Genomic DNA, 20,871 nt, shown 5'->3' with positions numbered 1-20,871 from the left:
CGTCAGGGACGGGAGCCGTCGTACTCCGCCCGCGCTGAGGCCACGGCGTCGCGGTGGCGGACCGCCCACCCCGAGAGGTGTGCGACGGTGTCGTGCAGCTCGCGCGCCATGTCGGTGGCGAGGTACTCCACCTGGGGCGGCGTGGTCGGGTGGACCCGGCGCTCGAGCAGCCCGTCGCGCTCGAGCTCGCGCAGGGTCAGCGACAGCATCCGGCGGCTGATCCCGTCGAGCGAGCGCTCCAGCGCCGCGAAGCGCACCGGCGCGTCGCGCGTGCTGGAGATGATCGCCAGCGCCCACTTGCTCCCGACGCGGTCCAGCGTGTCCCGCAGCGCGGCGCAGGTGGCGGGATCACGCGGGGCGGTCACATCCTCATCGTGCCACCGGGGACGCCGTGATCCCACCGCCACGGACCGAGGCGAGCGCCCGCGCCCACGTCTCGACCTGGTCGAGCAGCGTGTGCACCTGCGCGTCGCGGCCGGCGGTCGGCGCGATCTCGGTGTGCGAGGCGAAGTCGGTGGCGCTGACCAGCCCGACCGACGCGGCGACGGGCGCCATGCGCAGCTCGATCGAGTTGAGGCGCAGCTGCTCGACCGCGCGGGCGCCCCCGGCCCCGCCGAAGCCGACGAAGCCGATCGGCTTGTCGTTCCACTCCGCGTAGAGGTAGTCGAGGGCGTTCTTCAGGGCGGCGGGCGGTCCGTGGTTGTACTCGCCGGTGACGACCACGAAGCCGTCGTACGAGGCCACGGCGTCGGCCCAGCGGCGGGTGTGCGCGCCCTCGTAGCTGCCGACCATCGCGGGCCACGGCTCGTCGTAGAGGGGGAGGTCGAAGTCCGCCACGTCCAGCAGCTCGTGGACGGCGCCGGGGCGCGTGGCTGCGACCCCGAGGACCCAGCGGGCCACGGCGGGGGCGAGCCGGTTGGGGCGGGTGCTGCCGACGACGACGGCGATCCTGGTCATGAGGTGATCGTCGGCCGGTCCCGGTGCGTTCGGAAGGAGGCACATCCCCGTCCCGGCGTCACACCGGTGTAGCGGTGCTGGTCAGGCGGCCGGCTGTGGTGCGCGCCTCAGGCGGGGGACGCGCGCCCCGAAGCCGCGCGGAGTGCCGTGCCCCAACGGCACCGTTGCGCGCGACGGGGCCCGGGAGGAACAGCGATCAGTGTGCGGAAGATGGGATCGGCGCCTCTGGCGCGCCGGCGCGTGATCGACCTGTGCCGCCGGGTGACGACGGGCTGTCGGGGCTGAGCCGACCCCGTCCCTGTCGCCATCGTCGAAGGAAGTTCCCGTGTCTCTCGTCGGCGTCGACCCGATCATGGACATGATCCGGACTGCGACCAACGTGGCCGGTCAGATCACCGTGCCCGTCCTCGTCGCCGGCCAGGAGGGGCTGCTCGCCCCCGAGGGTTCCCCGCAGTCCGAGACGCTCACGGAGGCGGAGTCCGCTGACCCGCAGCCGGCCGGTCAGAAGTAGCCGTTGACCGGGAGCGGGTCGCCGGAGATCAGGTGGCGGCCGATGGCGGCGGCCTTGTAGCTCGCCGGGTTGTGCAGCGTCAGCGTGCGGATGTTGCGCCAGTGCCGGTCGAGGTTGCGGGCGCGGCTGGACGCGGACGCGCCGCCGACGTCGAACAGCGCCGTCGCCGCCTCGAGCCCGACCGCGTCGAGGTGCACCTTCACCGACACGTGCGCCAGGGACGCCGCGAGCAGCAGGTCGTCGGTCGGCTCGCCCTTCGCCCAGGCCTGCATCACGGTGTCGATCGTGTCGGCGGCCGTGAGCACCGCCGACTCCGCGATCCACGCCGTCGCCGCCAGCCGGCCGACGGTCTCCTGCAGGATCGGGTCGTCGACGGCCTGCGCGGCGGCGGCATGCTCGAAGGTGCGGCTCCGCGACCGGACCACGCCCGCCGCGTCGGTGGCGACCGAGCGCAGGATGCCCGCCACCAGCGCGTGCAGGTAGAGCTGCAGGAACGCGACGTCCCCGGGCGGGCGCGCCTCCAGCCGCGGTCGTGAGCCCAGGACGTCGCCCGGCTCCACCGTCACGTCCGCGAAGGCCGTCGTCCCCGTGCCCGTGCGGCCCTGGCCCATGCCGTCCCAGTCGTCGATCACTGACACCCCGGGCGCGTCGGCGGGCACCATCACCGTCGCGACCCGGTCGTCGGGCACCCGCGCCGCCACCGCGATCCAGTCCGCGTACAGCGTTCCGGTGCTGTAGTACTTCGTGCCGTTCAGCACCAGGCGTCCGTCGACCTCGTCGAGCCGCGTGTCGAACTGGTGCCCGCCGGCCGCGGACGGCCCGGTCTCGCTGATCGCGTTCCCGAACACCTTGCCCGCGCGGATCTCGTCCACCCAGCGCTCCCGCACGTCGGGGTCGGGGTTGCGCAGGAAGCCCAGCACCTGGCTGTAATGGGTGCGCAGGACGTGGGCGACGATCGGGTCGGCCTCGGCCAGGTCGACGACGAACGCCAGCACCTCGCGCACCGAGGCACCGCGCCCGCCCTCGCCGATGGGCAGCGACAGGGCGCCCAGCCCGGCCCGTGCGACCGCGGCCACCTGCTCGAACGGCGAGACGTCGCACCGCTCCCGCTCCGCGGCGCCCTCGGCGATCTCCGCGAGCAGCGCGGCGACCTCGGGCTCGGCGGCCGTCCGCGATGCCGGGCTCATCGGGCGGCCTTGGCCCGCAGCGCTCCGGCCGGGTGGCTCGCGTCCGCCCGCGGGCCCGTGCCGCCCAGGACCTCCCGCAGCGTCCCGGACGGCGCGACCTCCGGCATCCGCCCGCGCCGGCGCAGCTCGGGGACGACGAGCTCCGCGACCTGCTCGAACGTGCCGGGCGTGACCGCGTAGGCGAGGTTGAAGCCGTCGGCGCCGGTCTCGTCGATCCAGCGCTCCATCTCGTCGGCGACCTCGGCCGGCGAGCCCACCGCGACCGGGCCGCGGCCGCCGACCGCGAGGTGCGCGGCGATCTCGTCGATCGTCCACTCGCGATCCGGGTCGTCGGTGGTGAACGAGGCGAGCGCGGTCTGTCCCGCGTCGGTGTGCACGTGGCGCAGCGGCTCGTCGGGCGGCACGTCGGAGAGGTCGAGCCCGGTCCAGCCGCCGAAGAGCGCCATGGCGCCCTCGCGGGAGGCAGCGGCGAGGTAGGACTCGTAGAGCTCGTGCGCCGCCGCGGACGTCGGCGCCACCACCGGCGCCAGCTGCACGAAGACCGTCACCGACTCCGGGTCGCGCCCGGCCTCGGCGGCCGCCGCGCGGATGCCCGCCACCGACTTCGCGACGACGGCGGTCGAGGGCCCGGACACGAACACCGCCTCCGCGTGCCGGCCGGCGAACGCCTTCCCGCGCGACGACGCGCCCGCCTGGAAGATCGCCGGCGTGCGCTGCGGCGACGGCTCGCAGAGGAACGGCCCCGGCACGTCGAACCACGTACCGTGGTGCGCGACGTCGTGCACCTTCGCCGGGTCGGTGTAGACGCCCCGCTCGGCGTCACGGACCACGGCGTCCTCGTCCCAGGAGGTCTCCCAGAGCTTGTAGCAGACCTCGAGGTACTCCTCGGCCATCGCGTAGCGCTCGTCGTGGGGGAGCTGCTCGCCGAGCCCGAGGTTCGCCGCCGCGCTGGCCAGGTAGCCGGTCACGACGTTCCAGGCGACGCGGCCCTTGGTCAGGTGGTCGAGGGTGGTGAACCGCCGCGCCAGGGCGTACGGGTGCTCGTAGCTCACCGACACCGTCACCCCGAAACCCAGCCGCGACGTGGCCGCCGCGAGCGCCGGGACGAGCAGCATCGGGTCGCCGAGGGGCACCTGCGTACCGGCCCGCAGGGCGGCGTCCCGCGACCCGCCGTGCACGTCGTAGATCCCCAGGACGTCCGCGAGGAACAGCGCGTCGAACCCGGCGTCCTCGAGCGTGCGGGCCAGCGCGATCCAGTGGTCGAGGTCGGTGTACCGGAAGCCCTCGTCGTCAGGGTGGCGCCACAGGCCCGCCGACTGATGGCCGGCGCAGTTCATGGCGAACGCGTTGAGATGGATTCTCCGCTTCTCGGGGGACACGGCGTCCTTTCTCTCAGACCGCGTCGTCGAACGCCGTCTCGCGCGCGAACACCGCGGACAGGATCGTCAGCACCGAGACGCCCGCGAAGATCACCACGACGAGCACGAACGACCCCGTGGCCCCGACGACGGCCGCGGCCACCAGCGGTGCGAAGCCGCCGGCGATCACCGAGCCGATCCCGTAGCCCAGCGAGGCGCCGCTGTAGCGCAGGCGCACGTCGAACAGCTCGGCGAACCACGCCGCCTGCGGTCCGTACATCGCGTCGTGGGTGACGTTGATGGCGAGCACCACGGCCAGCACGACCAGCCACGTCGACCCGGTGCCGACGGCGAGGAAGAACAGCAGCAGGGTCAGCGTGCCGCCGACGGCGCCGAGCAGGTACGGGATCCGCCGCCCGATGCGGTCGGACAGGATCGCCCACAGCGGGGTGGTGGCCAGCCCCAGCGCCGACGAGATCACCACGGCGATCAGGCCGGCGCTGCTGCCGCGGCCGATCTCGCTCGCGATGTAGGTCAGGCCGTAGGTCGTGATGAGCACGAACAGCGCGATCTGCGAGAGCCGCAGCCCGGTGGTCAGCAGGACCTCGCGGGGCGCGGCGCGGAACACCTCGACCACGGGCAGCCGCGAGACCTTGCCCTGTTCGCGCAGGGCGGTGAACTCCGGCGCGTCGGAGATGCGCAGCCGGATCACCAGCCCGACGATCACCAGCACCGCGCTGGCCAGGAACGGCAGCCGCCACCAGAAGTCCACGAACGCCGCGTCGCCGACGGCCGTGCGGACCAGGAAGAACAGCCCGGTGGCGAGCAGCATCCCGGCCGGCGAGCCGAGCTGGGTGAAGCTGCCGAAGAACCCGCGCCGCCGCGGCGGGGCGTGCTCGACGGCCAGGATCGCGGCGCCCGCCCACTCGCCGCCGACGGCGAGGCCCTGGAGGATCCGCAGCACCACGAGCAGCACCGGCGCCGCGACGCCGATCGTCGCGAACGACGGGAGCAGGCCGATCAGCGTCGTCGCCGTGCCCATGAGCACGAGGGCTCCGACCAGGACCGTGCGCCGCCCGAGGCGGTCACCGAGGTGCCCCGCGATCACGGCCCCGATCGGGCGTGCGCCGAAGCCCGCGGCGTAGGTCGCGAACGCGGCGAGCGTGCCGGCGGTGGGGCTGATCGAGGGGAAGAACAGCTGGTTGAACACCAGCGCGGTGGCCGTGGCGTAGAGGTAGAAGTCGTACCACTCGATGGTCGTGCCGATGGCGCTGGCGAGGGCGACACGACGCGGCGTGCGCGCGGGGGCAGCGGTGGGCGTGCTGGTGCTCACGGGGGGTCCTGGGGGTTGTCGAGTCGGCTGACGGGAGTCAGCGACGACAGCCCTGGGCGCCGACGCGACCGAGGTCGACGTGCCGGCGGCGGGTCAGGAACACGGGCAGGGAGTCCACCAGGGTCACCCGCGCGGGTCAACGTGATGTGTCGAGCAGTCCCCGGGGCCCTCAGCAGCGGGGTCACGCCGTCGACGAAGTCCTCCGCGCCGCCGGGGTTGTGCGAGAACTTCACGACGAACCCGTCCGCGGCGCCCGCACCCACCCAGTCCGCCATGATCTCGGCGATCGCCTCCGGGGTGCCGGTGTGCTGGAGGTGCCCACGGCTGCCCGCGACGTGGCGGACGAGCCCGCGCAGGGTGACGTCGGGGCCGAGCTCGCGGGCGACGCCCTCGAGCACCGCCGCGCGGCTGCGGATGCCCTGGAACCCGGCGCCCGTGACGAGTCCGTCGGGCAGCCGGTCGTCGAGCCCGACGCCGGGCAGGTCGAGGCCGAACTGGTCGAGCAGGGTCGCGATCGTGCCCTCGCTGAGCAGGTCGTCGAGCTGCCGGCGGCGCCGGCGCGCCTCCTCGTCGGTGGAGCCCAGGGTGACGAGGAACCCGGGCAGCAGCAGCGGGGCCGGGCGTCCCAGGGCCGCGGCGCGGGCGTGCAGGTCGTCGCGGAACGCGCGGGCGGCCTCGCGGTCGGGGGTCGCGGCGAAGACGGCGTCGGCGTGCCGGGCGGCGAACGTCCGCCCGCGCGGCGACGCCCCGGCCTGCACGAACAGCGGCCGCGTCTCCTCGGTGAACGCCGCGCGCACGTGGTCGACGACGGCGTCCGCGGCGTCGTAGCGCGCGTCGTGGGCGGGCACGGCCTCCCGGCCGAACGCCGCGGCGGCGACCGGGGCGCCGGCGGTGACGATGTTCCAGCCCGCGCGCCCGCCGCTGACGTCCTGCAGCGTGGCGAACGTGTCGACGAGGTCGTCGGGCGAGGCGAAGACCGTCGACCCGGTGGCCACCACCCCGATGTCCGGCACCGTCGCGGCCACCGCGCCGAGCAGCGTCGTCGGCTCGAACGGCCAGCGGACCTGGTGGCGGACCACCGGGTCGTAGCCCACGAAGTCGGCGAAGAAGACGTGCGAGAACCCGCCCTCGGCGGCGATCCGGGCCCGCTCGACGTAGTAGCCGGCGTCGTTCGTGCGGTCGGGGCGCGCGGTGGGCAGGCGCCACGCGCCCTCGTGGTCGCCGCTGTGGTGGAACTCGGCGAAGAGCTTCACGCGACCACCCGGGGGACGACGCCCTGCGGCCCGGCGGGCACGTCGAGGGGCGAGTGCACGCTCCACCAGCGCCCGTCGTGGTGCACCGCGGTGATCCGGTCGGTGTCGACGTGCACGCCGCGCTCCCGGTCGTTCACCGTCGCCCCCGGTCCCCACGACGCCAGCAGCGCCTCCACGAGGTGCACGGCCTCGTCGCGGCGCGCCGGCTCGCTGTCCTCGGGGAGCCACTCCGCGCGCCCCAGCGAGATCTTGTCGAGCGCGGCGAGCTTGCGGGCGGCGACGTAGGGGTGGGTGCGGGCGGTGTCGACGGCGACGCCGATCCGGATCGTCGCCGTGCGCGCCGCCACCGCCGCGGCGAGGACGAACACGTCCCCGTCGCGGATCAGCACCCGGGGCTCTCCGGCCTCCTCGCGGGCGGTGGCGTCGGCGAGGATCTCGGCGAAGCTCACGGCCGGAACTCGCCCAGGTAGCGCCCGCCGTCGACGACGAACTCGGATCCCGTGGAGAACCGCGAGTCCGCGCCGAGCAGGAACAGCACCAGCGCGCTGACGTCGTCGGGCTGCCCGGGCTCGCGGACGACCTGGTTGGGCAGGATGCTCGAGTCCAGGCCGTCGATGAACGGCGTGACGATCCGCCCGGGGTGCACCGAGTTGACCCGGATCCCGTGGTGGCCGAGGTCCAGCGCGGCGGCCTTCGTCAGGCCCCGCACCGCCCACTTGCTCGACACGTACGCCGGGTGGTCCTCGATCCCGATCATGCCGGCGACCGACGAGATGTTGACGATGCTGCCGCGCCGGGCCCGCGTCATCGCGGGCGCGACGGCCTGGATGCCGAGCAGGGTGCCCTCGACGTTGATCCGGTGCACGGCGCGGAAGACCTCGAGGTCGACGGTCTGCGTGTCGCCGTGCCCGAAGATGCCGGCGTTGTTGACCAGGCCGGTGACCGGACCGAAGGCGTCCTCGGCGACGCTCACGGCCGCGGCCCAGTCCGCCGCGCTCGTGACGTCGAGGTCGACGGCCACCGCGGCCCCGCCGATCTCCTTCGCGACGGTCCGGACCCCCGCGCCGTCGATGTCGCCGAGCACCACCCGGGCGCCCGCCTCGGCGGCGCGGCGGGCGTGGTTGGCGCCCATCCCGCGCGCGCCGCCGGAGATCAGGACGACCTCGCCGTCGAGGGACGTCACAGCGTCTCCCGTTCCGGCTCCGCTCCGCTGCGTGTCACACGAGCCCCAGGACCGTCTTGCCGATCAGGTCGCGCACCGTGTCGGAGTTCGGCGGGTGGAAGCTGCCCGCGCGGACGTCGCGGTAGAGCCGCTCGAGCTCGTTGCGGCGGCTGATCGAGGAGGCACCGGCGATCTCCAGGGCGAGGTCGGTGACGCTGCGCGCGACGCGGGTGCCGTTCTCCTTTGCCGCGAAGAGCTTGAGCAGCGTGCGGTCGCCGAGGTCGACGCCCGCGGTCAGGTCGGCGGTGAGGCGGTCGAGCTGCGCGCCGACGCCCTCGAGCAGCAGCTCCGCCTCGGCCGCGTGGTACTGCACGAACGGCTTCTCCGCGACCGGCGCGCCGCCCAGGCTCAGCGCGGTGCGGGAGCGGGCCTGCTCGAGGGCGACGTCCACCGCGCGGCGCCCGGCGCCGTAGTAGACGTTGCCGAGCAGCGGGAGCACCCACGGGAAGACGCCGGCGACGTAGGGGCCCGGGCCGGCGCCGAGGTCGTGCACGTCGACGACGCGCTCGGTCGGGACGAAGACGTCGGTGAGGTGGGTGTCGTGGCTCGCGGTGGCCCGGACACCGAGGGTGTCCCAGGTCTCCTCGGTGCGCACGCCCGCGGCGTCGCGCGCGACGAACGCGTGCACGATGCGCGGGCGGTCCGGGTCGGAGTCGTCGCGGGCGTGGATGCCCAGCCAGTCCCAGACCGGCGCCAGGGACGTGAAGATCTTGTGGCCGGTGATCCGGTAGCCGCCGTCGACCGGGGTCGCCGTGGTGCGGGCGTCGTCGATGGCGGTGTCGTTGCCCGGCTCACCGTGCCCGGCCGCGATCACCTTGCCCGCGACGACGTCGTCCAGCAGCCAGTCGAGCGACGTGTCGCCCGCGCGGTGGCGGTCCGCCGCCGAGCCGACCCAGTACAGGTGCATGGTCGTCGCCAGCGCGGTCGAGGGGGCGTAGTACGCCAGGCGGCGCTGGGCGTGGGCGACCTGGTCGAGGGTCAGGTCGCCGCCGCCGAGCTCGGCGGGGACCGGCGCGCGCAGGTGCCCGGCGTCGCGCAGGTCGTCGAGGTCCTCGTGGAAGAACCGGTTCTCGCGGTCGTAGTCACCGGCGCGGGCGTGCACGCGCGCGAGCAGGTCCTCGGTGAGCAGGGTCGGAGCGGGTGAGGTCGTCGTCACGGGAGCTGCCTTCGCTGGGGTCGTCTGGGGGTCGGTCGAGCACGGCGCGTGCCAGGCTCGGGAGATGCGGGTGGAGCAGGCCGGCGCGGTGCTGGCCATCCTGAGGACGGGGTCGTTCTCGGCGGCCGCCCGCGAGCTGGGCGTGGGGCAGTCGACGCTGTCGGAGGGCGCGCGCTCGCTGGAGCGCGAGCTGGGGGCGGAGCTGCTGCGGCGCAGCCGGCGCGGCGTGACCGCGACGACCGTGGGCCAGGCCGTCCGTCCCGCCCTGGAGCGGATCGTCGCCGCGGCCGAGGAGATCGCCGACGTCGTCGCGGGCGGCGGCGTGCGGCGGCTGCGGATCGGGGCGGTCAGCGCGGCGGTCGGCACGGTGCTGGCCGACGCGACCGCCGACCTGCTCGCCGCCGCCCCGGGCCTCGAGCTGCGGGTCCGCGCCGCGGGCTCGGCCGAGATCGTGGCCGGCGTGAGCAGCGGCGAGCTCGACGCGGGCCTGGTCGTGGTCGGCCCCGAGGCCCAGGACCTCACCCTCGTCCCGCTCCTGACCTGCCGGCTGGGCGTCTGCGTGCCGGTCGGGCACTGGCTGGCCGACCCCGACGAGGTCGACGTGGTGACCTCCGCCGAGCTCGACGGCGAGCGCCTCGTCGCCCACCGCCCCGGCTACCGCGTCGCCGAGCTCGTCGACGCGCTGCTGCCCGGCGCCGACGTCGTGCACCGCGCCGACAACACCGAGACGGCCAAGGCGATGGTCGCCGCGGGCGTCGGCGTCGCCGTGCTGCCCGAGCTCTCGCTGACCGACGCCGACCGGGACGCGCTGGCCTGGCGCCCGCTGCACCCGCCGGAGGCGGTCACGGTCGCCCTGGTGCACTCCGCGGAGGCCGGTGAGGTCGTGCGGGTGTTCCGGGAGATCGTCGTGCGCCGGGCCTCCCGGAGCGCCCACGGCGTCTTCCCGTAGACCCGGCACGACGACTCAGCGGTTCGCGAAGATCTGCTCGTCGGGCAGGACGCCGAGGGCGAGCGTGATCCGGTTGGTCGCGTTGATGATGGAGATGACCTGGACCGCCTCGAAGATGTCCTCGTCGGACAGGCCCACCGCGCGCAGCGCCTCGATGCGGTCGTCGGAGATCTCGCCCGGGGTGTGCGTGAGCGTCAGCGCCAGGTCGGCGAGCAGGCGCTCCCGGTCGCTGAGCTCCGCCACCTCGGCGTGGTGCAGACCGATGCGGTGCGCGAGCCAGTGGTCCTCGAGCACCTTGCCCAGGGTGTCCACGTGCAGCGCGTGGCAGTAGCTGCAGCCGTTGGTGACCGAGACGATCGTCGCGAGGATTTCTCGCTCACGCCCCGTCAGGTCGCCCGGGGAATCGGCGGCGCCCTCGAGGAGCGGGAACAGATAGGCGTTGAGACGATTCGTGTTCTCGCCGCCGAGCGCGAAGGCCTCGATCCAGTTCGGGACGTATCCCTCGGCCTTCTCGGTGGTGTCGGCGAGTCGTCGGGCACTCGGCGTGAGCTCGTCGCGCGCGGGAACACGCAGGCGCGAGAGGCGGGGTCCGGAGAACGTGGCGGTCATGCGTGCTCCTCAGCCGAAGAATGCGTCGTCGGGGGTGACCTGCAGGAAGATGGTGAACCGGTTCGCGGCGGCGAACACCGAGATCACGTGCACGGCCTCGAAGATCTGCTCGTCGTCGAGACCGAGCTCGCGCAGCGTCTCGATGTCGGCGTCGGAGACCTCGCCCGGGTGGTTGGTCAGCTTCGCGGCGAACTCGGCGAGCGTGCGGTGGCGCGGCGAGAGCTCGCGGACCTCCTTGAAGTCGATCGCGACGCGGGTGCCCAGCTTGCTGTCGCCCAGGGCCTCGCCGAGGCTGCCGGCGTGGTTGAGGCGGCAGTACGAGCAGCCGTTCTCCGCCGAGGTGACCGTCGCGAGGATCTCGCGGTCGGCGTAGGGCAGGAGGCCCTGGTTCGGGTCGAGCAGGGGGAGCAGGTACTCGTTGAACCGCGCGGTGTGCGCGCCGCCGAGCGCGATCGCCCGGATCCAGTTCGGCGTGTAGCCGAGCTGCTGGGTGATCGACTCGATCTGGTGCTGCAGCTTCGGCGGCAGCTCCTCGAGGCCGGGGACGCGCAGGCGCGAGATCGTCGCGGTCCTCTCGGGAAGGTCGACGGACATGGGTACCCCTTCGTTCGGCAGGAATCGTCGGGAATCGCAGAAATGGGCGCGCGGGAATGCGCGGCGGGCCGGGATGCGGCACGTCGCGATCAGGGAGAGTGCTCAGGAAAGAAAGGCCGGACCACCGAGCCGGCGTCGCGGGACTAACAGCCCGCGGAGATGACGCGACACAGGTCGACGTGTGCTCGCTGGGTGAGCATCGATCCGCCGGTCACGAGAAGAACGCTAATCAACTCCGGTCGGTGAACGCAACCGCCGACTGTGTCGGCGGGGTCATACGACAATTCGGCGGAGCCGATCGATCGATCGGCTCCGCCGGACGTCCACGGACGCTCAGGGCCGCGGTGCCAGCACCCCGCGGCGCGCGAGCTCGGGCAGGACGCCCTCGCCGACCCGGAACGCCTCCTCGAGGTGCGGGTAGCCGGACATGATGAACTCGTCGATCCCGAGTGCGTGGTACTCCTCGATGCGGTCGGCGATCTCGGTGTGGCTGCCGACGAGCGCCGTCCCGGCCCCGCCGCGCACGAGGCCCACCCCGGCCCAGAGGTTCGGGCTGATCTCCAGGGACTCCACCGAGCCCCCGTGCAGCGCGGACATGCGCCGCTGGCCCACCGACTCGCTGGTCTGCAGCACCGCCTGCGCCTTCTCGATCTCGGCGGGGTCGAGCGCGTCGAGCATCCCCTGCGCCACGGCCCAGGCCTCCGCGGAGGTGTTGCGGGCGATGACGTGCAGGCGGATCCCGAAGCGCGGCTCGCGGTGGTGCTCGGCGGCGAGCTTGCGCACCCGCTCGATCTTCTCGGCGACCTGGGCGGGCGGCTCGCCCCACGTCAGGTAGACGTCGGCGTGCTTCGCCGCGACGGGCAGCGCGGCGTCCGACGAGCCGCCGAAGTAGATCGGCGGGGTCGGGTCGGGCGGGGCGAGCGTCGTCGCGCCCTCGACGCGGTAGTGCTCGCCGGTGAAGTCGATCGGCTCGGCGCCCCAGGACGCGCGCAGCACCGAGAGGAACTCGTCGGTGCGGGCGTAGCGGGTGTCGTGCTCGGCCCAGTCGCCGAAGCGCTTCATCTCGACCGCGTCGCCGCCGGTGACGATGTTGAGCATGAGCCGCCCGCGCGAGAGGCGCTGGAACGTCGCGGCCTGCTGGGCGGCGAGCGTGGGGGAGATCAGCCCGGGCCGGAACGCGACGAGGTACTGCAGGGAGCGGGTCTCCTGCAGCAGCGCCGCCGTGGTGAGCCAGGCGTCCTCGCAGAACGTCCCGGTGGGCGTGAGCACCCCGTGGAAGCCCTGGTGCTCGGCGGCGTGCGCCACCTGCGCGAGGTAGTCGAGGTCCGGCCCGCGCGGGGCGTCACCGGCCTCGCCGCGGTCGGCGTGGCGCCGCGCGACGATGGTGCGCGCGTCACCGGACGTGGGCAGGAACCAGTGCGGAATGATCACGATCGGTCCTCGAAACGGCGGTCGACGAAGTCGGCGAAGCCGACACGGCCGGGGATGACGCCCGCCTCGGTGAACGCGTCGGCGAGGTCCTGCTGGGAGCGCACCAGGCGATCGTCGAGCGGGACCGGCAGGTCGGGTCCCCGGGACGCGGCGAGCCGGGTGACCGGGAGCGGGAGCTTCGTCTCCTGGGCCCACGTCTCGGCGCGCTGGTCGCGGTGGGTGTCCGAGTAGCGCATCGCCTCCCGCAGCCGCTGGGTGAAGTCCGCCAGCGCCGCCTGGTGCGCGGGGTCGGCCAGGGCGGCGTTGCTCGCGACGAGGAACGAGTACCCGTTGGCCGTGCCCTCGCCGTCGGCGAGCACCCGCGCGCCCGTCTCGAGCTGGGCCTGCGCGGTGTACGGATCCCAGGTCGCCCAGGCGTCGACCTGCCCCTGCCTGAACGCGGCGTAGGCGTCCGACGGCTGGAGGTAGGTGAGGTCGACGTCGTCGAGCGTCAGCCCGGCCGCGCGCAGGGTGTAGAGCAGCTGGCCGTGCGCCGAGGTGCCCTTGCCGACCGCGATGCGCTTGCCGCGCAGGCCCGCGACGTCGCGGATCGGGGCGTCGGGGGCGACGAGGATGGCGTCGCTGGTGACGTTGCCCTGCGACGCCGAGATCAGCTGCACCCGCGCCCGAGCGGCCGCGGCGAAGATCGCGGGCGTGTTGCCCGTCTGGCCGACGTCGATCGCGCCGGCGCGGGCGGCCTCGATCAGCGGGGGCCCGGCGGTGAACGTCGACCACTGCAGCCGGTACGGGGTGTCGAGCAGCCCGGCCGCGCGCAGCAGCGACTGCGAGCCGCCCTTCTGGTCGCCGACGCGCAGGGTGACCCCCGCGAGTGCCGCCGGGTCGGCGGGCGGCTGCACCGGCGGGCGCTCGCGCGGCACCGACGAGCAGCCGGTGAGGACGAGGAGCATCCCGAGCAGCAGCAGCGCGCTACGCCGCATCGTCGGTCACCCCCAGCTCGCCGAGGACGCGGTGGCGCAGGGCGCCGACGTCCTCGCGCGGCCGCGGCCCCGGGGCGTGGTCGGCGACGATCCGCCCCCCGTCGAGCACGAGCACGCGGTCGGCGAGCACCAGTGCCTCGTCGACGTCGTGGGTGACGAGCAGGATGCCCATGCCGTGGCGCTCCCACAGGTCGAGCACCAGGCGGTGCATGGCGATCCGGGTCAGCGCGTCGAGGGCGCCGAACGGCTCGTCGAGCAGCAGCAGGCTCGGTTCGCGGACCAGGGCCCGCGCGAGGGAGGCGCGCTGGGCCTCGCCTCCGGACAGCGTCAGCGGCCAGGCGTCGGCGCGCTCGCGCAGCCCGACCTCGTCGAGCGTCGCCAGCGCGATCTCGCGGGCGTCGGGCCGGTGCAGTCCGAGCGCGACGTTGTCGGTGACGCTGCGCCAGGGCAGCAGGCGCGGCTCCTGGAACGCGACGGCCACCGAGCCGGGGACGTCGACCTCGCCGCCGACGCCCTCGCTGCCGGTGTCGTCGAGCCCGGCGAGCACGCGCAGCAGCGTGCTCTTGCCCGAGCCGCTGCGCCCGAGCAGCGCGACGAACTCGCCCTCGCCGACGGTGACGTCGAGGCCGTCGAGCACGCGGCGGTCGCCGAAGTCGCGGGTCAGGCCGCGGACCTGTGCGGCGGTCACGGCTCGACGCTCCCCACGCGCCACGCCAGCGCCCGGCGCTCGAGCCGGCGCACCAGGGCGTCGGTGCCGAGCCCGAGCAGGGCGTAGACGACGAGGCCGACGACGATGACGTCGGTGCGCAGGAACTCCCGCGCGTTCATGATCATGTAGCCGAGGCCGGAGTCGGCGGAGACCGTCTCGGCGACGACGATCGAGAGCCACGCGATGCCCATCGCCAGGCGCAGCCCCGTCAGCGCGCTGGGCAGGGCGCCGGGCAGCACGACGTGGCGGAGCTGCTCGCCGCGCGTGAACCCGGAGACGCGGGCGGCCTCGAGGAGCTTGGGGTCGACGCCGCGGACGCCGGCGTGGACGTTGAGGTAGACCGGGAAGAGCGCGCCGAGGGCGACGAGCAGGATCTTCGGGGTCTCGTCGACGCCGAACCACAGGATGAACAGCGGCACGAGCGCGAGGTGCGGCAGCGTCCGCAGCATCTGCACCGGCGGGTCGACGAGCACCCCGCCCCAGCGCGACAGGCCCGAGAGCAGGCCGAGCGCCGCGCCGGCGGAGACGCCCAGGGCGAGCCCGACGACGACGCGGACCAGCGAGATCAGCAGGCCCTCGGGCAGCTCGCCGCTGGCGGTGACGTCGACGGCGGCGGTGACCACACGCCACGGGGAGGCGAGCTCGTCCTCGGCGAGCAGGCCGGTGCTCGAGGCGAGCTGCCAGATCAGGACGATCGCGACGGGGCTGATCCAGCGGTACCAGGTGGCGGACCGGGCCGGGCGGCGCTTCGTCGTCGCGGCGGGGGGTGCGGTGGCCGGGCGCGCGGGCGCACCGGTGGATTCGAGCGTGGACACACGGGTCTCCCGGGAGGGGACGGCGGGACGGCGGCGTGTGTCAGCGACAGGTGCCGTGCGCGGTGCGCATGAGGTCGACGTGGCGACGCCGCGTCAGATCGGTCCCCTGGCCCATGACCCGATCGTGGGTGACCCTCCGCGACAGCGCAACCGCGCTGTGTCCCCGGCCATGGGTCTCAGGCGCTGCGGGAGCGGGCGGGATCGGTGCACAGTGCGGCCAGATCGTCGAGGGGGAGCCCGAGCTCGGCGCAGAGCGCGGTGACGGTGAAGAAGGCCGGCGTCGGCACTCGGCCCGTCTCGATCTTGCGCAGCGTCTCCGGCGACATGCCGACCGCGGCCGCCACCGACGTCATGCTCCGCGGGCCCCGGGCGGCCCGGAGGACCTCGCCGAGACGCTGCCCACGCTCGTGCTCCTCCGCCGTCAACGGCACGCGCACCATGACCGTGATACTAATACCGGGATAGTTATCCCGCGAAGAGAGTGATCGATGATCGAGCTGAAGACCCCCGCCGAGATCGAGCGGATGCACGAGGCCGGCCGCTTCGTCGCGCACGTGCTGACCGAGCTGGGGGCGCGGGCCGCGGTCGGGGTCAACCTGCTCGACCTCGAGCAGCACGCGCGCGAGCTGATCCGCGAGCGGGGCGCCGAGTCCTGCTACTGGGACTACGCGCCGTCGTTCGGGCGCGGCCCGTTCCGCAACGTCGTGTGCCTGTCGGTCAACGACGCGGTGCTGCACGGCCTGCCGCACGACGACGTGCTGCGCGACGGCGACGTCCTGAAAATGGACCTCGCGGTCATGGTCGACGGGTGGGCGGCCGACTCCGCGCGCACCGTCATCGTCGGCACGCCCCGCGAGGACGACCAGCGCCTCGTCCGCGCCGGCGAGGAGGCCCTCGAGGCCGCGATCGACGCGGCGCAGCCGGGCGGCAAGCTCGGCGACATCTCCGCCGCCATCGGCGCGGTCGCGGCGCGCCACGGCTACCCGGTCAACCTCGAGTTCGGCGGGCACGGCATCGGGCGCACGATGCACGAGGACCTCCACGTCCCCAACGACGGGCGCGCCGGGCGCGGGATGCGCCTCAAGCCCGGGCTGACGCTCGCCCTCGAGCCGTGGTTCGCCCGCACCACCGACAAGATCGTCTTCGACCCCGACGGCTGGACCATCCGCTCCGCCGACGGCTCGCGGACCACCCACAGCGAGCACACGGTCGCGGTCACCGACGACGGCCCGCGCGTCCTCACCCGCCGGGCCGACGAGAAGCCCATGTGAGCGATCTTCGGTGCCATAGCACCGAAGATCGCTCACATGGGCCGGGTGCGCGCCCTCGTTGCGGCCGGACGGATGCCTGCGGTGAGATGTGCGCATGAGTCGCCGCGCCCTCGAGCCGTTCTGGCCGAGCCGGCGCGTGCAGGAATTCGACCAGTGGTGTCGCCGGGCCGCGTGAGCGTCCCGGGTCGAGAGCACGGCCTGATCCGCCCACGCGGCCGGATCGTCGTGCCCCGATCGTCCCGACACCCCCTGGAGGCTCCCGCGTGTCCGTCACCGACGAGTACCTGAAGAACAACGAGACCTACGTCGCCGGCTTCCCGGGCGAGCTGCCCCTGCCGCCGGCGCGCAAGACCGCCGTCGTCGCCTGCATGGACGCCCGCGTCAACCCCTACGGCGCGCTCGGCCTGAAGGAAGGCGACTCGCACGTCATCCGCAACGCCGGCGGCGTCGTCACCGACGACACGATCCGCTCGCTCGCGATCAGCCAGCACCTCCTCGGCACCGAGGAGATCGTGCTGATCCACCACACCGACTGCGGCATGGTGACGTTCACCGACGAGCAGTTCGCCGACATCCTCGAGAAGGAGGCCGGCGAGCGCCCGTCGTGGTCGGCCAACGCCTTCCCCGACCTCGAGGGCGACGTCCGCGACTCGATCAAGCGCATCACCGACAGCCCGTTCGTCAAGAACAAGGGCTCGGTGCGCGGGTTCGTGCTCGACGTCGCCACCGGGAAGCTGAACGAGGTCGAGTAGCCGTACGTGAGCACTTTCCTGCCCCGGAGGGCGGGAAAGTGCTCACGTCCGCCAGTCCGCGAGGTCCCAGCCGGTGTGCGCCTCCACGCGCGGCACGTCGTCGGCGAACGCCGGCACCAGGGCCGCCCGCTCCGCGTCGGTGGGGCCCTCGGACCGCCCCGAGACGTCGGGACGCACGTGGTGGCGCGGGACGGCGTCGACGACCCCGGTCGCGACGCCGAGGAACGCGCAGACCCGGTCGGCGACGGCCACGGGCTCCTCGCGCAGGTCGCGGTAGCGCAGCAGCAGGATCCGCCCGGGGTCGACCAGCCCGGTGAGGTGGTCGAGCTGCTCGCCGTAGCGCCCCTGAGCCACGTAGTGCCAGAAGTGCGCCCACCCGGCGTCGATACGGTCCGCTTCGGCGCGGCAGGCGGCCAGGAAGTCGGCCTCGGGCTCGAGCCCCGCCCCCCGCAGGTGCGCCCAGTTGGAGTGAGCCCGCTCCACCGGGTCGCGCAGCACCGCGATCAGGCGCACCGCGGGCAGCAGGTCGGCGATCCGCTTCTGGGCGTCGGTGTCGTAGAGGTAGAACACCGTGCCCTCGCCGCGGCGCGTGCCCGCCGGCGCCGGGGCGAACAGCGCCTCGTAGTCGTCGCGGCGCCAGACGTGCTCGCCCCAGGTCGCGACGTCACCCGGCCCGCCGCCGGCGCTCGGGGGCGGCCCGTCGGTGAGGAAGTACTTCGGTTCCTTCACCGACGGCAGGAAGATCTCCGGGTGCTGGGCGAGGGCGCGGTGCAGGGCCGACGTGCCCGTCTTGGGCGCGCCGACGATGAGGAAGTCGGGCAGGCTCACGCCGCGTCCGGGAGTCCGGCGGCGACGAGCAGCTCGGAGCGCAGCTCGTGGGCGCCGTCCGCGCGCGTCGCCTCCCAGTAGAGACGCCGGGTGCCCCGCACGTCCGCGACGGCGACGTAGCGCAGCCCGTGCCCGGCGTGGGGCGACTGCGCGGCCGGGGAGTCGCCGTCGGCGACGAAGCGCCCGCCGCCGGTCCCGCGCGCGAGGCCGGTGCGCTCCTCCCAGTTCTCGGCCGCCGTCGCGCGGCCGTCGTAGGTCGCGACGACCTCGTCGCCGACGGGGACGACCGCGCTGATGCGCACCCCGCGCGCGTCCCACGCCCCGGCCCGCGGGGCCAGCGCGGTGCCCTGCCACGTCCAGTCGAGCCCGTCCGGGCTGGTGGCGTACTCGGTGGTCATGCGGTCGGTGGCCTCGGGGTCGTCGAGGGGGTGCACCGACGCCCAGAGGTGCCAGGACCCGGCGTCGCGCAGCACCACGGGGTCCTTGACGGCGTGCAGGTCGTCCCCGGGCAGCACCGTGCGGCGCGGGGCGAGCGCGAGCCCGTCGGGGGTGTCGGCCTCGATCACGTCGACCCACCAGTGCTTGGAGCCGGGGGTCGCGCAGCTGACGTAGAGCCGCCAGCGGCCCTCGTCGGAGAGGGCCAGCGCCGGGCGCTCCAGCGACTCCGCCCCGAACGCCTCCTTCTCCACCACGGCCAGCGTCTCGAAGGCCACACCGTCCCGCGAGCGCGCCACGACGTTGGCGTAGCCCCGCCCGACGCCCTCGGGCTGGCGCAGCCGGTAGGACAGGTACACCACGTCGTCGACGACGAGCACGCTCGGCGCCCCCGCCCAGTAACCGGGCTCGTCGACCGGCGGCGGGACGACGACGGTGCCCTCGCCCTGCGGGACCGGGATGGGCGTGGCGCTCATGGTGTCGTCCTCGCCGTCGCTGTCGGGGCCTGCGCGGTCAGACCGCGCCGGTACAGATGGTCCACGAGCAGGTCCACGGACTCGTCGACGGTCTGCTCGTGGCTCGGGATCTCGAGGTCCGGCGACGCCGGGACCTCGTAGGGATCGTCGACACCGGTCAGGCCCTGCACCTCACCGGCCCTCTGGCGGGCGTAGAGGCCCTTGACGTCCCGCTCACCCGCCACCTCGACGGGGGTGGAGACGTAGACCTCGACGTAGGTGGTGCCGGCGGCCGTGTGGGTGGACCGCACCTGCTCGCGCACGTCGGCGTGCGGCGCGATGGCGGCGACCAGCACGATCACGCCGTTGCGGGCGAGCATCTCGGCGACGAAACCGATGCGGTGGATGTTGATCGCCCGGTCCTCGCGCGAGTAGCCGAGGCCGCGGGACAGGTGGGTGCGGATGGCGTCGCCGTCGAGCACCTCGACCCCACAGCGCTCGACGCGCAGCCGGGCGGCGACGGCGTTCGCGATCGTCGACTTGCCGGCGCTGGGCAGCCCGGTCAGCCAGACCGTGGCGCCGCCGGCGCAGGGGCTGTCGTGGGGTGGCTGGAGGTGGTGGGACGGAAGAGGACGGGACGGGTCGTCCGGCATGGCGGGTCGCTCCGGGGCGGCTCGGGGTCGGGCGGCGTGGTCAGCAGCACGCCCGACAGCCCGTCGCCGCGGTCCGGAGCAGATCGACGTGACGGCGCCGGGTCAGGCGCCACCCCGTCGGCCCGCTCACACGCTCTCCGTCTCCAGGTCCTCCAGCGGCCGGGCGACCAGCGGCCGCCCCACGAGCCCTGCGGCGAGCGTGTCGCCGGCCTGCGGGTCGATCAGCAGGAACGAGCCCGTGGCGGCGACGTCGTCGTACTGGTCCAGCGGCAGGGCCTCCGACACCGTCAATGACACCTGGCCCATGTCGTTGATGCCCAGTTCGCCGGGGTCCTCGACCACCGAGAGGTTCTCGGTGTCGAGCCGGTGGGTCACCGCGCCGACGATCGCCTGCACGGTGCGGGTGCCGTGCTTGAGCAGCAGCCGCGCGCCGGGGCGCAGGGGCTTCTCGTGCAGCCAGGCGAGCGTCGCGTCGAACTCGGTGACGGGCTCGGGCCCGCCCGGCGCGGCGAGGACGGCGCCGCGGGCGATCCCGAGGTCGTCGGCGAGGCGCACGACCACGCTCTGCCCGTCGTGCGCGGCCTCGAGCTCCCCGTCGGCGGTGTCGATGCCCTCGACGCGGGTGCGCTGGCCGTCGGGCAGGACCGCCACCTCGTCGCCGACGCGGAGGGTGCCCGCCGCGACCCGCCCGGCGTAGCCGCGGTAGTCGGGGTGCGACTCGGTGCGCGGGCGCACGACGTACTGCACCGGGAACCGGAACGGCGCGGTGTGGTCGGCGCCCTCGACCGGGACCGACTCGAGGTGCTCGAGCAGCGTCGGCCCCTCGTACCAGGGCGTGTTCCCGGAGGGCAGGACGACGTTGTCGCCCTTCTTGGCCGACAGGGGGATCGCGACGACGTCGGACTCGGCGTAGCCGAGGGCGTCGGTGAGCCCGGTGAATTCCTTGGCGATGCGCCAGAAGGTATTCTCGTCGTGGTCGACCAGGTCCATCTTGTTCACCGCGAGCACGAGCCGCGGCACGCGCAGCAGGCCCATGACGGCGACGTGGCGCCGCGTCTGCTCGACGGCGCCGTTGCGGGCGTCGACCAGCAGGATCGCCAGCTGCGCGGTCGACGCGCCGGTGACCGTGTTGCGGGTGTACTGGACGTGGCCCGGGGTGTCGGCGAGCACGAACGACCGGTGCGGCGTCGCGAAGTACCGGTACGCGACGTCGATCGTGATGCCCTGCTCACGCTCGGAGCGCAGACCGTCGACCAGCAGCGACAGATCGGGGTCACCCCCGCCCTGCGTCGCCCGCTCCACGGCCTCCATCTGGTCGGCGAGCACCGACTTCGTGTCGTAGAGCAGCCGCCCGACCAGCGTCGACTTGCCGTCGTCGACGGACCCGGCCGTGGCGAGACGCAGGAGATCGCTCAT

The 20,871-nt window shown here is 74.1% G+C and carries 24 protein-coding genes; 4 read left to right on the top strand and 20 right to left on the bottom strand.

Annotated elements, in window-relative coordinates; all coding sequences use genetic code 11:
- Window positions 1-2: 2 nt before the first annotated feature.
- Entirely contained in the window at window positions 3-365 is a 363-nt protein-coding gene (locus WCD41_RS25350) for a winged helix-turn-helix transcriptional regulator (protein ID WP_337717741.1), read from the bottom strand.
- A gap of 4 nt (window positions 366-369) precedes the next feature.
- A complete protein-coding gene (locus tag WCD41_RS25345; protein ID WP_337717738.1) occupies window positions 370-957 on the bottom strand; it encodes an NADPH-dependent FMN reductase in 588 nt (195 codons plus the stop codon).
- Between the two features lie 325 nt (window positions 958-1,282).
- Here WCD41_RS25345 and WCD41_RS25340 point away from each other — a divergent pair, with 325 nt between their 5' ends.
- Window positions 1,283-1,468: a hypothetical protein gene (locus WCD41_RS25340; protein ID WP_373695193.1), complete on the top strand. Its 186-nt coding sequence runs from the start codon at window positions 1,283-1,285 to the stop codon at window positions 1,466-1,468.
- Here WCD41_RS25340 and WCD41_RS25335 read toward each other — a convergent pair.
- From WCD41_RS25335 to WCD41_RS25305, 7 genes are read right to left on the bottom strand one after another with little or no spacing between them, the layout of a single operon-like run.
- Window positions 1,459-2,655, bottom strand: coding sequence for an acyl-CoA dehydrogenase family protein (locus WCD41_RS25335; RefSeq protein WP_337717736.1), 1,197 nt, complete (start codon window positions 2,653-2,655; stop codon window positions 1,459-1,461). The two genes, WCD41_RS25340 and WCD41_RS25335, sit on opposite strands and share 10 nt — an antisense overlap.
- Window positions 2,652-4,034, bottom strand: coding sequence for an LLM class flavin-dependent oxidoreductase (locus tag WCD41_RS25330; RefSeq protein WP_337717734.1), 1,383 nt, complete (start codon window positions 4,032-4,034; stop codon window positions 2,652-2,654). Before WCD41_RS25330 ends, WCD41_RS25335 begins: the two co-directional genes overlap by 4 nt.
- A 13-nt stretch (window positions 4,035-4,047) precedes the next feature.
- Window positions 4,048-5,346 (bottom strand): MFS transporter, encoded by a 1,299-nt coding sequence (locus WCD41_RS25325; RefSeq protein ID WP_337717732.1) that lies wholly within the window; start codon window positions 5,344-5,346, stop codon window positions 4,048-4,050.
- Window positions 5,343-6,599, bottom strand: a complete 1,257-nt coding sequence (locus WCD41_RS25320; protein ID WP_337717730.1) for an LLM class flavin-dependent oxidoreductase — start codon at window positions 6,597-6,599, stop codon at window positions 5,343-5,345. The genes WCD41_RS25325 and WCD41_RS25320 overlap by 4 nt, the downstream gene beginning before the upstream one ends.
- Window positions 6,596-7,048 (bottom strand): LLM class flavin-dependent oxidoreductase, encoded by a 453-nt coding sequence (locus WCD41_RS25315; RefSeq protein ID WP_337717728.1) that lies wholly within the window; start codon window positions 7,046-7,048, stop codon window positions 6,596-6,598. The genes WCD41_RS25320 and WCD41_RS25315 overlap by 4 nt, the downstream gene beginning before the upstream one ends.
- Window positions 7,045-7,782 (bottom strand): SDR family oxidoreductase, encoded by a 738-nt coding sequence (locus WCD41_RS25310; protein WP_337702466.1) that lies wholly within the window; start codon window positions 7,780-7,782, stop codon window positions 7,045-7,047. The genes WCD41_RS25315 and WCD41_RS25310 overlap by 4 nt, the downstream gene beginning before the upstream one ends.
- Window positions 7,783-7,816: 34 nt before the next feature.
- The gene (locus WCD41_RS25305; RefSeq protein ID WP_337717726.1) at window positions 7,817-8,977 is read right to left on the bottom strand and encodes an acyl-CoA dehydrogenase family protein; all 1,161 of its coding nucleotides are present in this window, start codon (window positions 8,975-8,977) and stop codon (window positions 7,817-7,819) included.
- Window positions 8,978-9,041: 64 nt separating this feature from the next.
- On the opposite strand from WCD41_RS25305, the gene WCD41_RS25300 reads away from it, so the two are divergent.
- A complete protein-coding gene (locus WCD41_RS25300; RefSeq protein ID WP_337717724.1) occupies window positions 9,042-9,926 on the top strand; it encodes a LysR family transcriptional regulator in 885 nt (294 codons plus the stop codon).
- A 15-nt stretch (window positions 9,927-9,941) separates the two neighbouring features.
- On the opposite strand, the gene WCD41_RS25295 is transcribed toward WCD41_RS25300, so the two are convergent.
- The 7 genes from WCD41_RS25295 to WCD41_RS25265 form a co-directional block, all read right to left on the bottom strand.
- Window positions 9,942-10,535 carry a peroxidase-related enzyme gene (locus WCD41_RS25295; RefSeq protein ID WP_337702473.1) on the bottom strand — a complete coding sequence of 198 codons (594 nt, stop codon included), beginning with the start codon at window positions 10,533-10,535 and terminating at the stop codon, window positions 9,942-9,944.
- A gap of 9 nt (window positions 10,536-10,544) precedes the next feature.
- Entirely contained in the window at window positions 10,545-11,129 is a 585-nt protein-coding gene (locus tag WCD41_RS25290; RefSeq protein ID WP_337717722.1) for a peroxidase-related enzyme, read from the bottom strand.
- 333 nt (window positions 11,130-11,462) lie between these two features.
- Window positions 11,463-12,563 (bottom strand): LLM class flavin-dependent oxidoreductase, encoded by a 1,101-nt coding sequence (locus WCD41_RS25285; RefSeq protein ID WP_337717901.1) that lies wholly within the window; start codon window positions 12,561-12,563, stop codon window positions 11,463-11,465.
- Window positions 12,557-13,537, bottom strand: a complete 981-nt coding sequence (locus tag WCD41_RS25280; protein ID WP_337702477.1) for an ABC transporter substrate-binding protein — start codon at window positions 13,535-13,537, stop codon at window positions 12,557-12,559. Before WCD41_RS25280 ends, WCD41_RS25285 begins: the two co-directional genes overlap by 7 nt.
- Window positions 13,527-14,225 carry an ABC transporter ATP-binding protein gene (locus tag WCD41_RS25275; protein ID WP_337717720.1) on the bottom strand — a complete coding sequence of 233 codons (699 nt, stop codon included), beginning with the start codon at window positions 14,223-14,225 and terminating at the stop codon, window positions 13,527-13,529. The genes WCD41_RS25280 and WCD41_RS25275 overlap by 11 nt, the downstream gene beginning before the upstream one ends.
- Window positions 14,222-15,061, bottom strand: coding sequence for an ABC transporter permease subunit (locus WCD41_RS25270; RefSeq protein WP_337717718.1), 840 nt, complete (start codon window positions 15,059-15,061; stop codon window positions 14,222-14,224). Before WCD41_RS25270 ends, WCD41_RS25275 begins: the two co-directional genes overlap by 4 nt.
- Window positions 15,062-15,237: 176 nt before the next feature.
- Entirely contained in the window at window positions 15,238-15,501 is a 264-nt protein-coding gene (locus WCD41_RS25265) for a helix-turn-helix domain-containing protein (RefSeq protein WP_337717715.1), read from the bottom strand.
- A 48-nt stretch (window positions 15,502-15,549) separates the two neighbouring features.
- Between WCD41_RS25265 and map the strand changes: the two genes are divergently transcribed.
- Window positions 15,550-16,332, top strand: coding sequence for a type I methionyl aminopeptidase (gene map, locus WCD41_RS25260; RefSeq protein WP_337717712.1), 783 nt, complete (start codon window positions 15,550-15,552; stop codon window positions 16,330-16,332).
- 263 nt (window positions 16,333-16,595) lie between these two features.
- Entirely contained in the window at window positions 16,596-17,084 is a 489-nt protein-coding gene (locus tag WCD41_RS25255) for a beta-class carbonic anhydrase (protein WP_337717710.1), read from the top strand.
- 42 nt (window positions 17,085-17,126) lie between these two features.
- Here WCD41_RS25255 and WCD41_RS25250 read toward each other — a convergent pair whose 3' ends face one another.
- The 4 genes from WCD41_RS25250 to WCD41_RS25235 all read right to left on the bottom strand — a co-directional run bounded on the left by WCD41_RS25250 (window position 17,127) and on the right by WCD41_RS25235 (window position 20,871).
- Entirely contained in the window at window positions 17,127-17,912 is a 786-nt protein-coding gene (locus tag WCD41_RS25250) for a sulfotransferase family protein (RefSeq protein ID WP_337717707.1), read from the bottom strand.
- On the bottom strand, window positions 17,909-18,823 hold the full coding sequence (locus WCD41_RS25245; RefSeq protein WP_337717704.1) for a hypothetical protein: 915 nt from the start codon (window positions 18,821-18,823) through the stop codon (window positions 17,909-17,911). Before WCD41_RS25245 ends, WCD41_RS25250 begins: the two co-directional genes overlap by 4 nt.
- Entirely contained in the window at window positions 18,820-19,455 is a 636-nt protein-coding gene (gene cysC, locus WCD41_RS25240) for an adenylyl-sulfate kinase (RefSeq protein WP_337717702.1), read from the bottom strand. The genes WCD41_RS25245 and cysC overlap by 4 nt, the downstream gene beginning before the upstream one ends.
- 126 nt (window positions 19,456-19,581) lie before the next feature.
- On the bottom strand, window positions 19,582-20,871 hold the full coding sequence (locus WCD41_RS25235; protein ID WP_337717700.1) for a sulfate adenylyltransferase subunit 1: 1,290 nt from the start codon (window positions 20,869-20,871) through the stop codon (window positions 19,582-19,584).

This window comes from Actinomycetospora aeridis, assembly GCF_037400275.1.
Classification (GTDB): domain Bacteria; phylum Actinomycetota; class Actinomycetes; order Mycobacteriales; family Pseudonocardiaceae; genus Actinomycetospora; species Actinomycetospora aeridis.
The sequence above is the reverse complement of the archived record's forward strand: the minus strand, read 5'-3'. Positions and strand labels throughout refer to the sequence as shown.

What these genes read in the sequence shown, in the direction of transcription:
- WCD41_RS25235 (WP_337717700.1), bottom strand. Translation starts at nt 20,871, where the DNA reads ATGAGCGATCTCCTGCGTCTCGCCACGGCCGGGTCCGTCGACGACGGC.
- WCD41_RS25280 (WP_337702477.1), bottom strand. Translation starts at nt 13,537, where the DNA reads ATGCGGCGTAGCGCGCTGCTGCTGCTCGGGATGCTCCTCGTCCTCACC.
- cysC (WP_337717702.1), bottom strand. Translation starts at nt 19,455, where the DNA reads ATGCCGGACGACCCGTCCCGTCCTCTTCCGTCCCACCACCTCCAGCCA.
- map (WP_337717712.1), top strand. Translation starts at nt 15,550, where the DNA reads ATGATCGAGCTGAAGACCCCCGCCGAGATCGAGCGGATGCACGAGGCC.
- WCD41_RS25290 (WP_337717722.1), bottom strand. Translation starts at nt 11,129, where the DNA reads ATGTCCGTCGACCTTCCCGAGAGGACCGCGACGATCTCGCGCCTGCGC.
- WCD41_RS25345 (WP_337717738.1), bottom strand. Translation starts at nt 957, where the DNA reads ATGACCAGGATCGCCGTCGTCGTCGGCAGCACCCGCCCCAACCGGCTC.
- WCD41_RS25245 (WP_337717704.1), bottom strand. Translation starts at nt 18,823, where the DNA reads ATGAGCGCCACGCCCATCCCGGTCCCGCAGGGCGAGGGCACCGTCGTC.
- WCD41_RS25265 (WP_337717715.1), bottom strand. Translation starts at nt 15,501, where the DNA reads ATGGTGCGCGTGCCGTTGACGGCGGAGGAGCACGAGCGTGGGCAGCGT.
- WCD41_RS25335 (WP_337717736.1), bottom strand. Translation starts at nt 2,655, where the DNA reads ATGAGCCCGGCATCGCGGACGGCCGCCGAGCCCGAGGTCGCCGCGCTG.
- WCD41_RS25300 (WP_337717724.1), top strand. Translation starts at nt 9,042, where the DNA reads ATGCGGGTGGAGCAGGCCGGCGCGGTGCTGGCCATCCTGAGGACGGGG.
- WCD41_RS25295 (WP_337702473.1), bottom strand. Translation starts at nt 10,535, where the DNA reads ATGACCGCCACGTTCTCCGGACCCCGCCTCTCGCGCCTGCGTGTTCCC.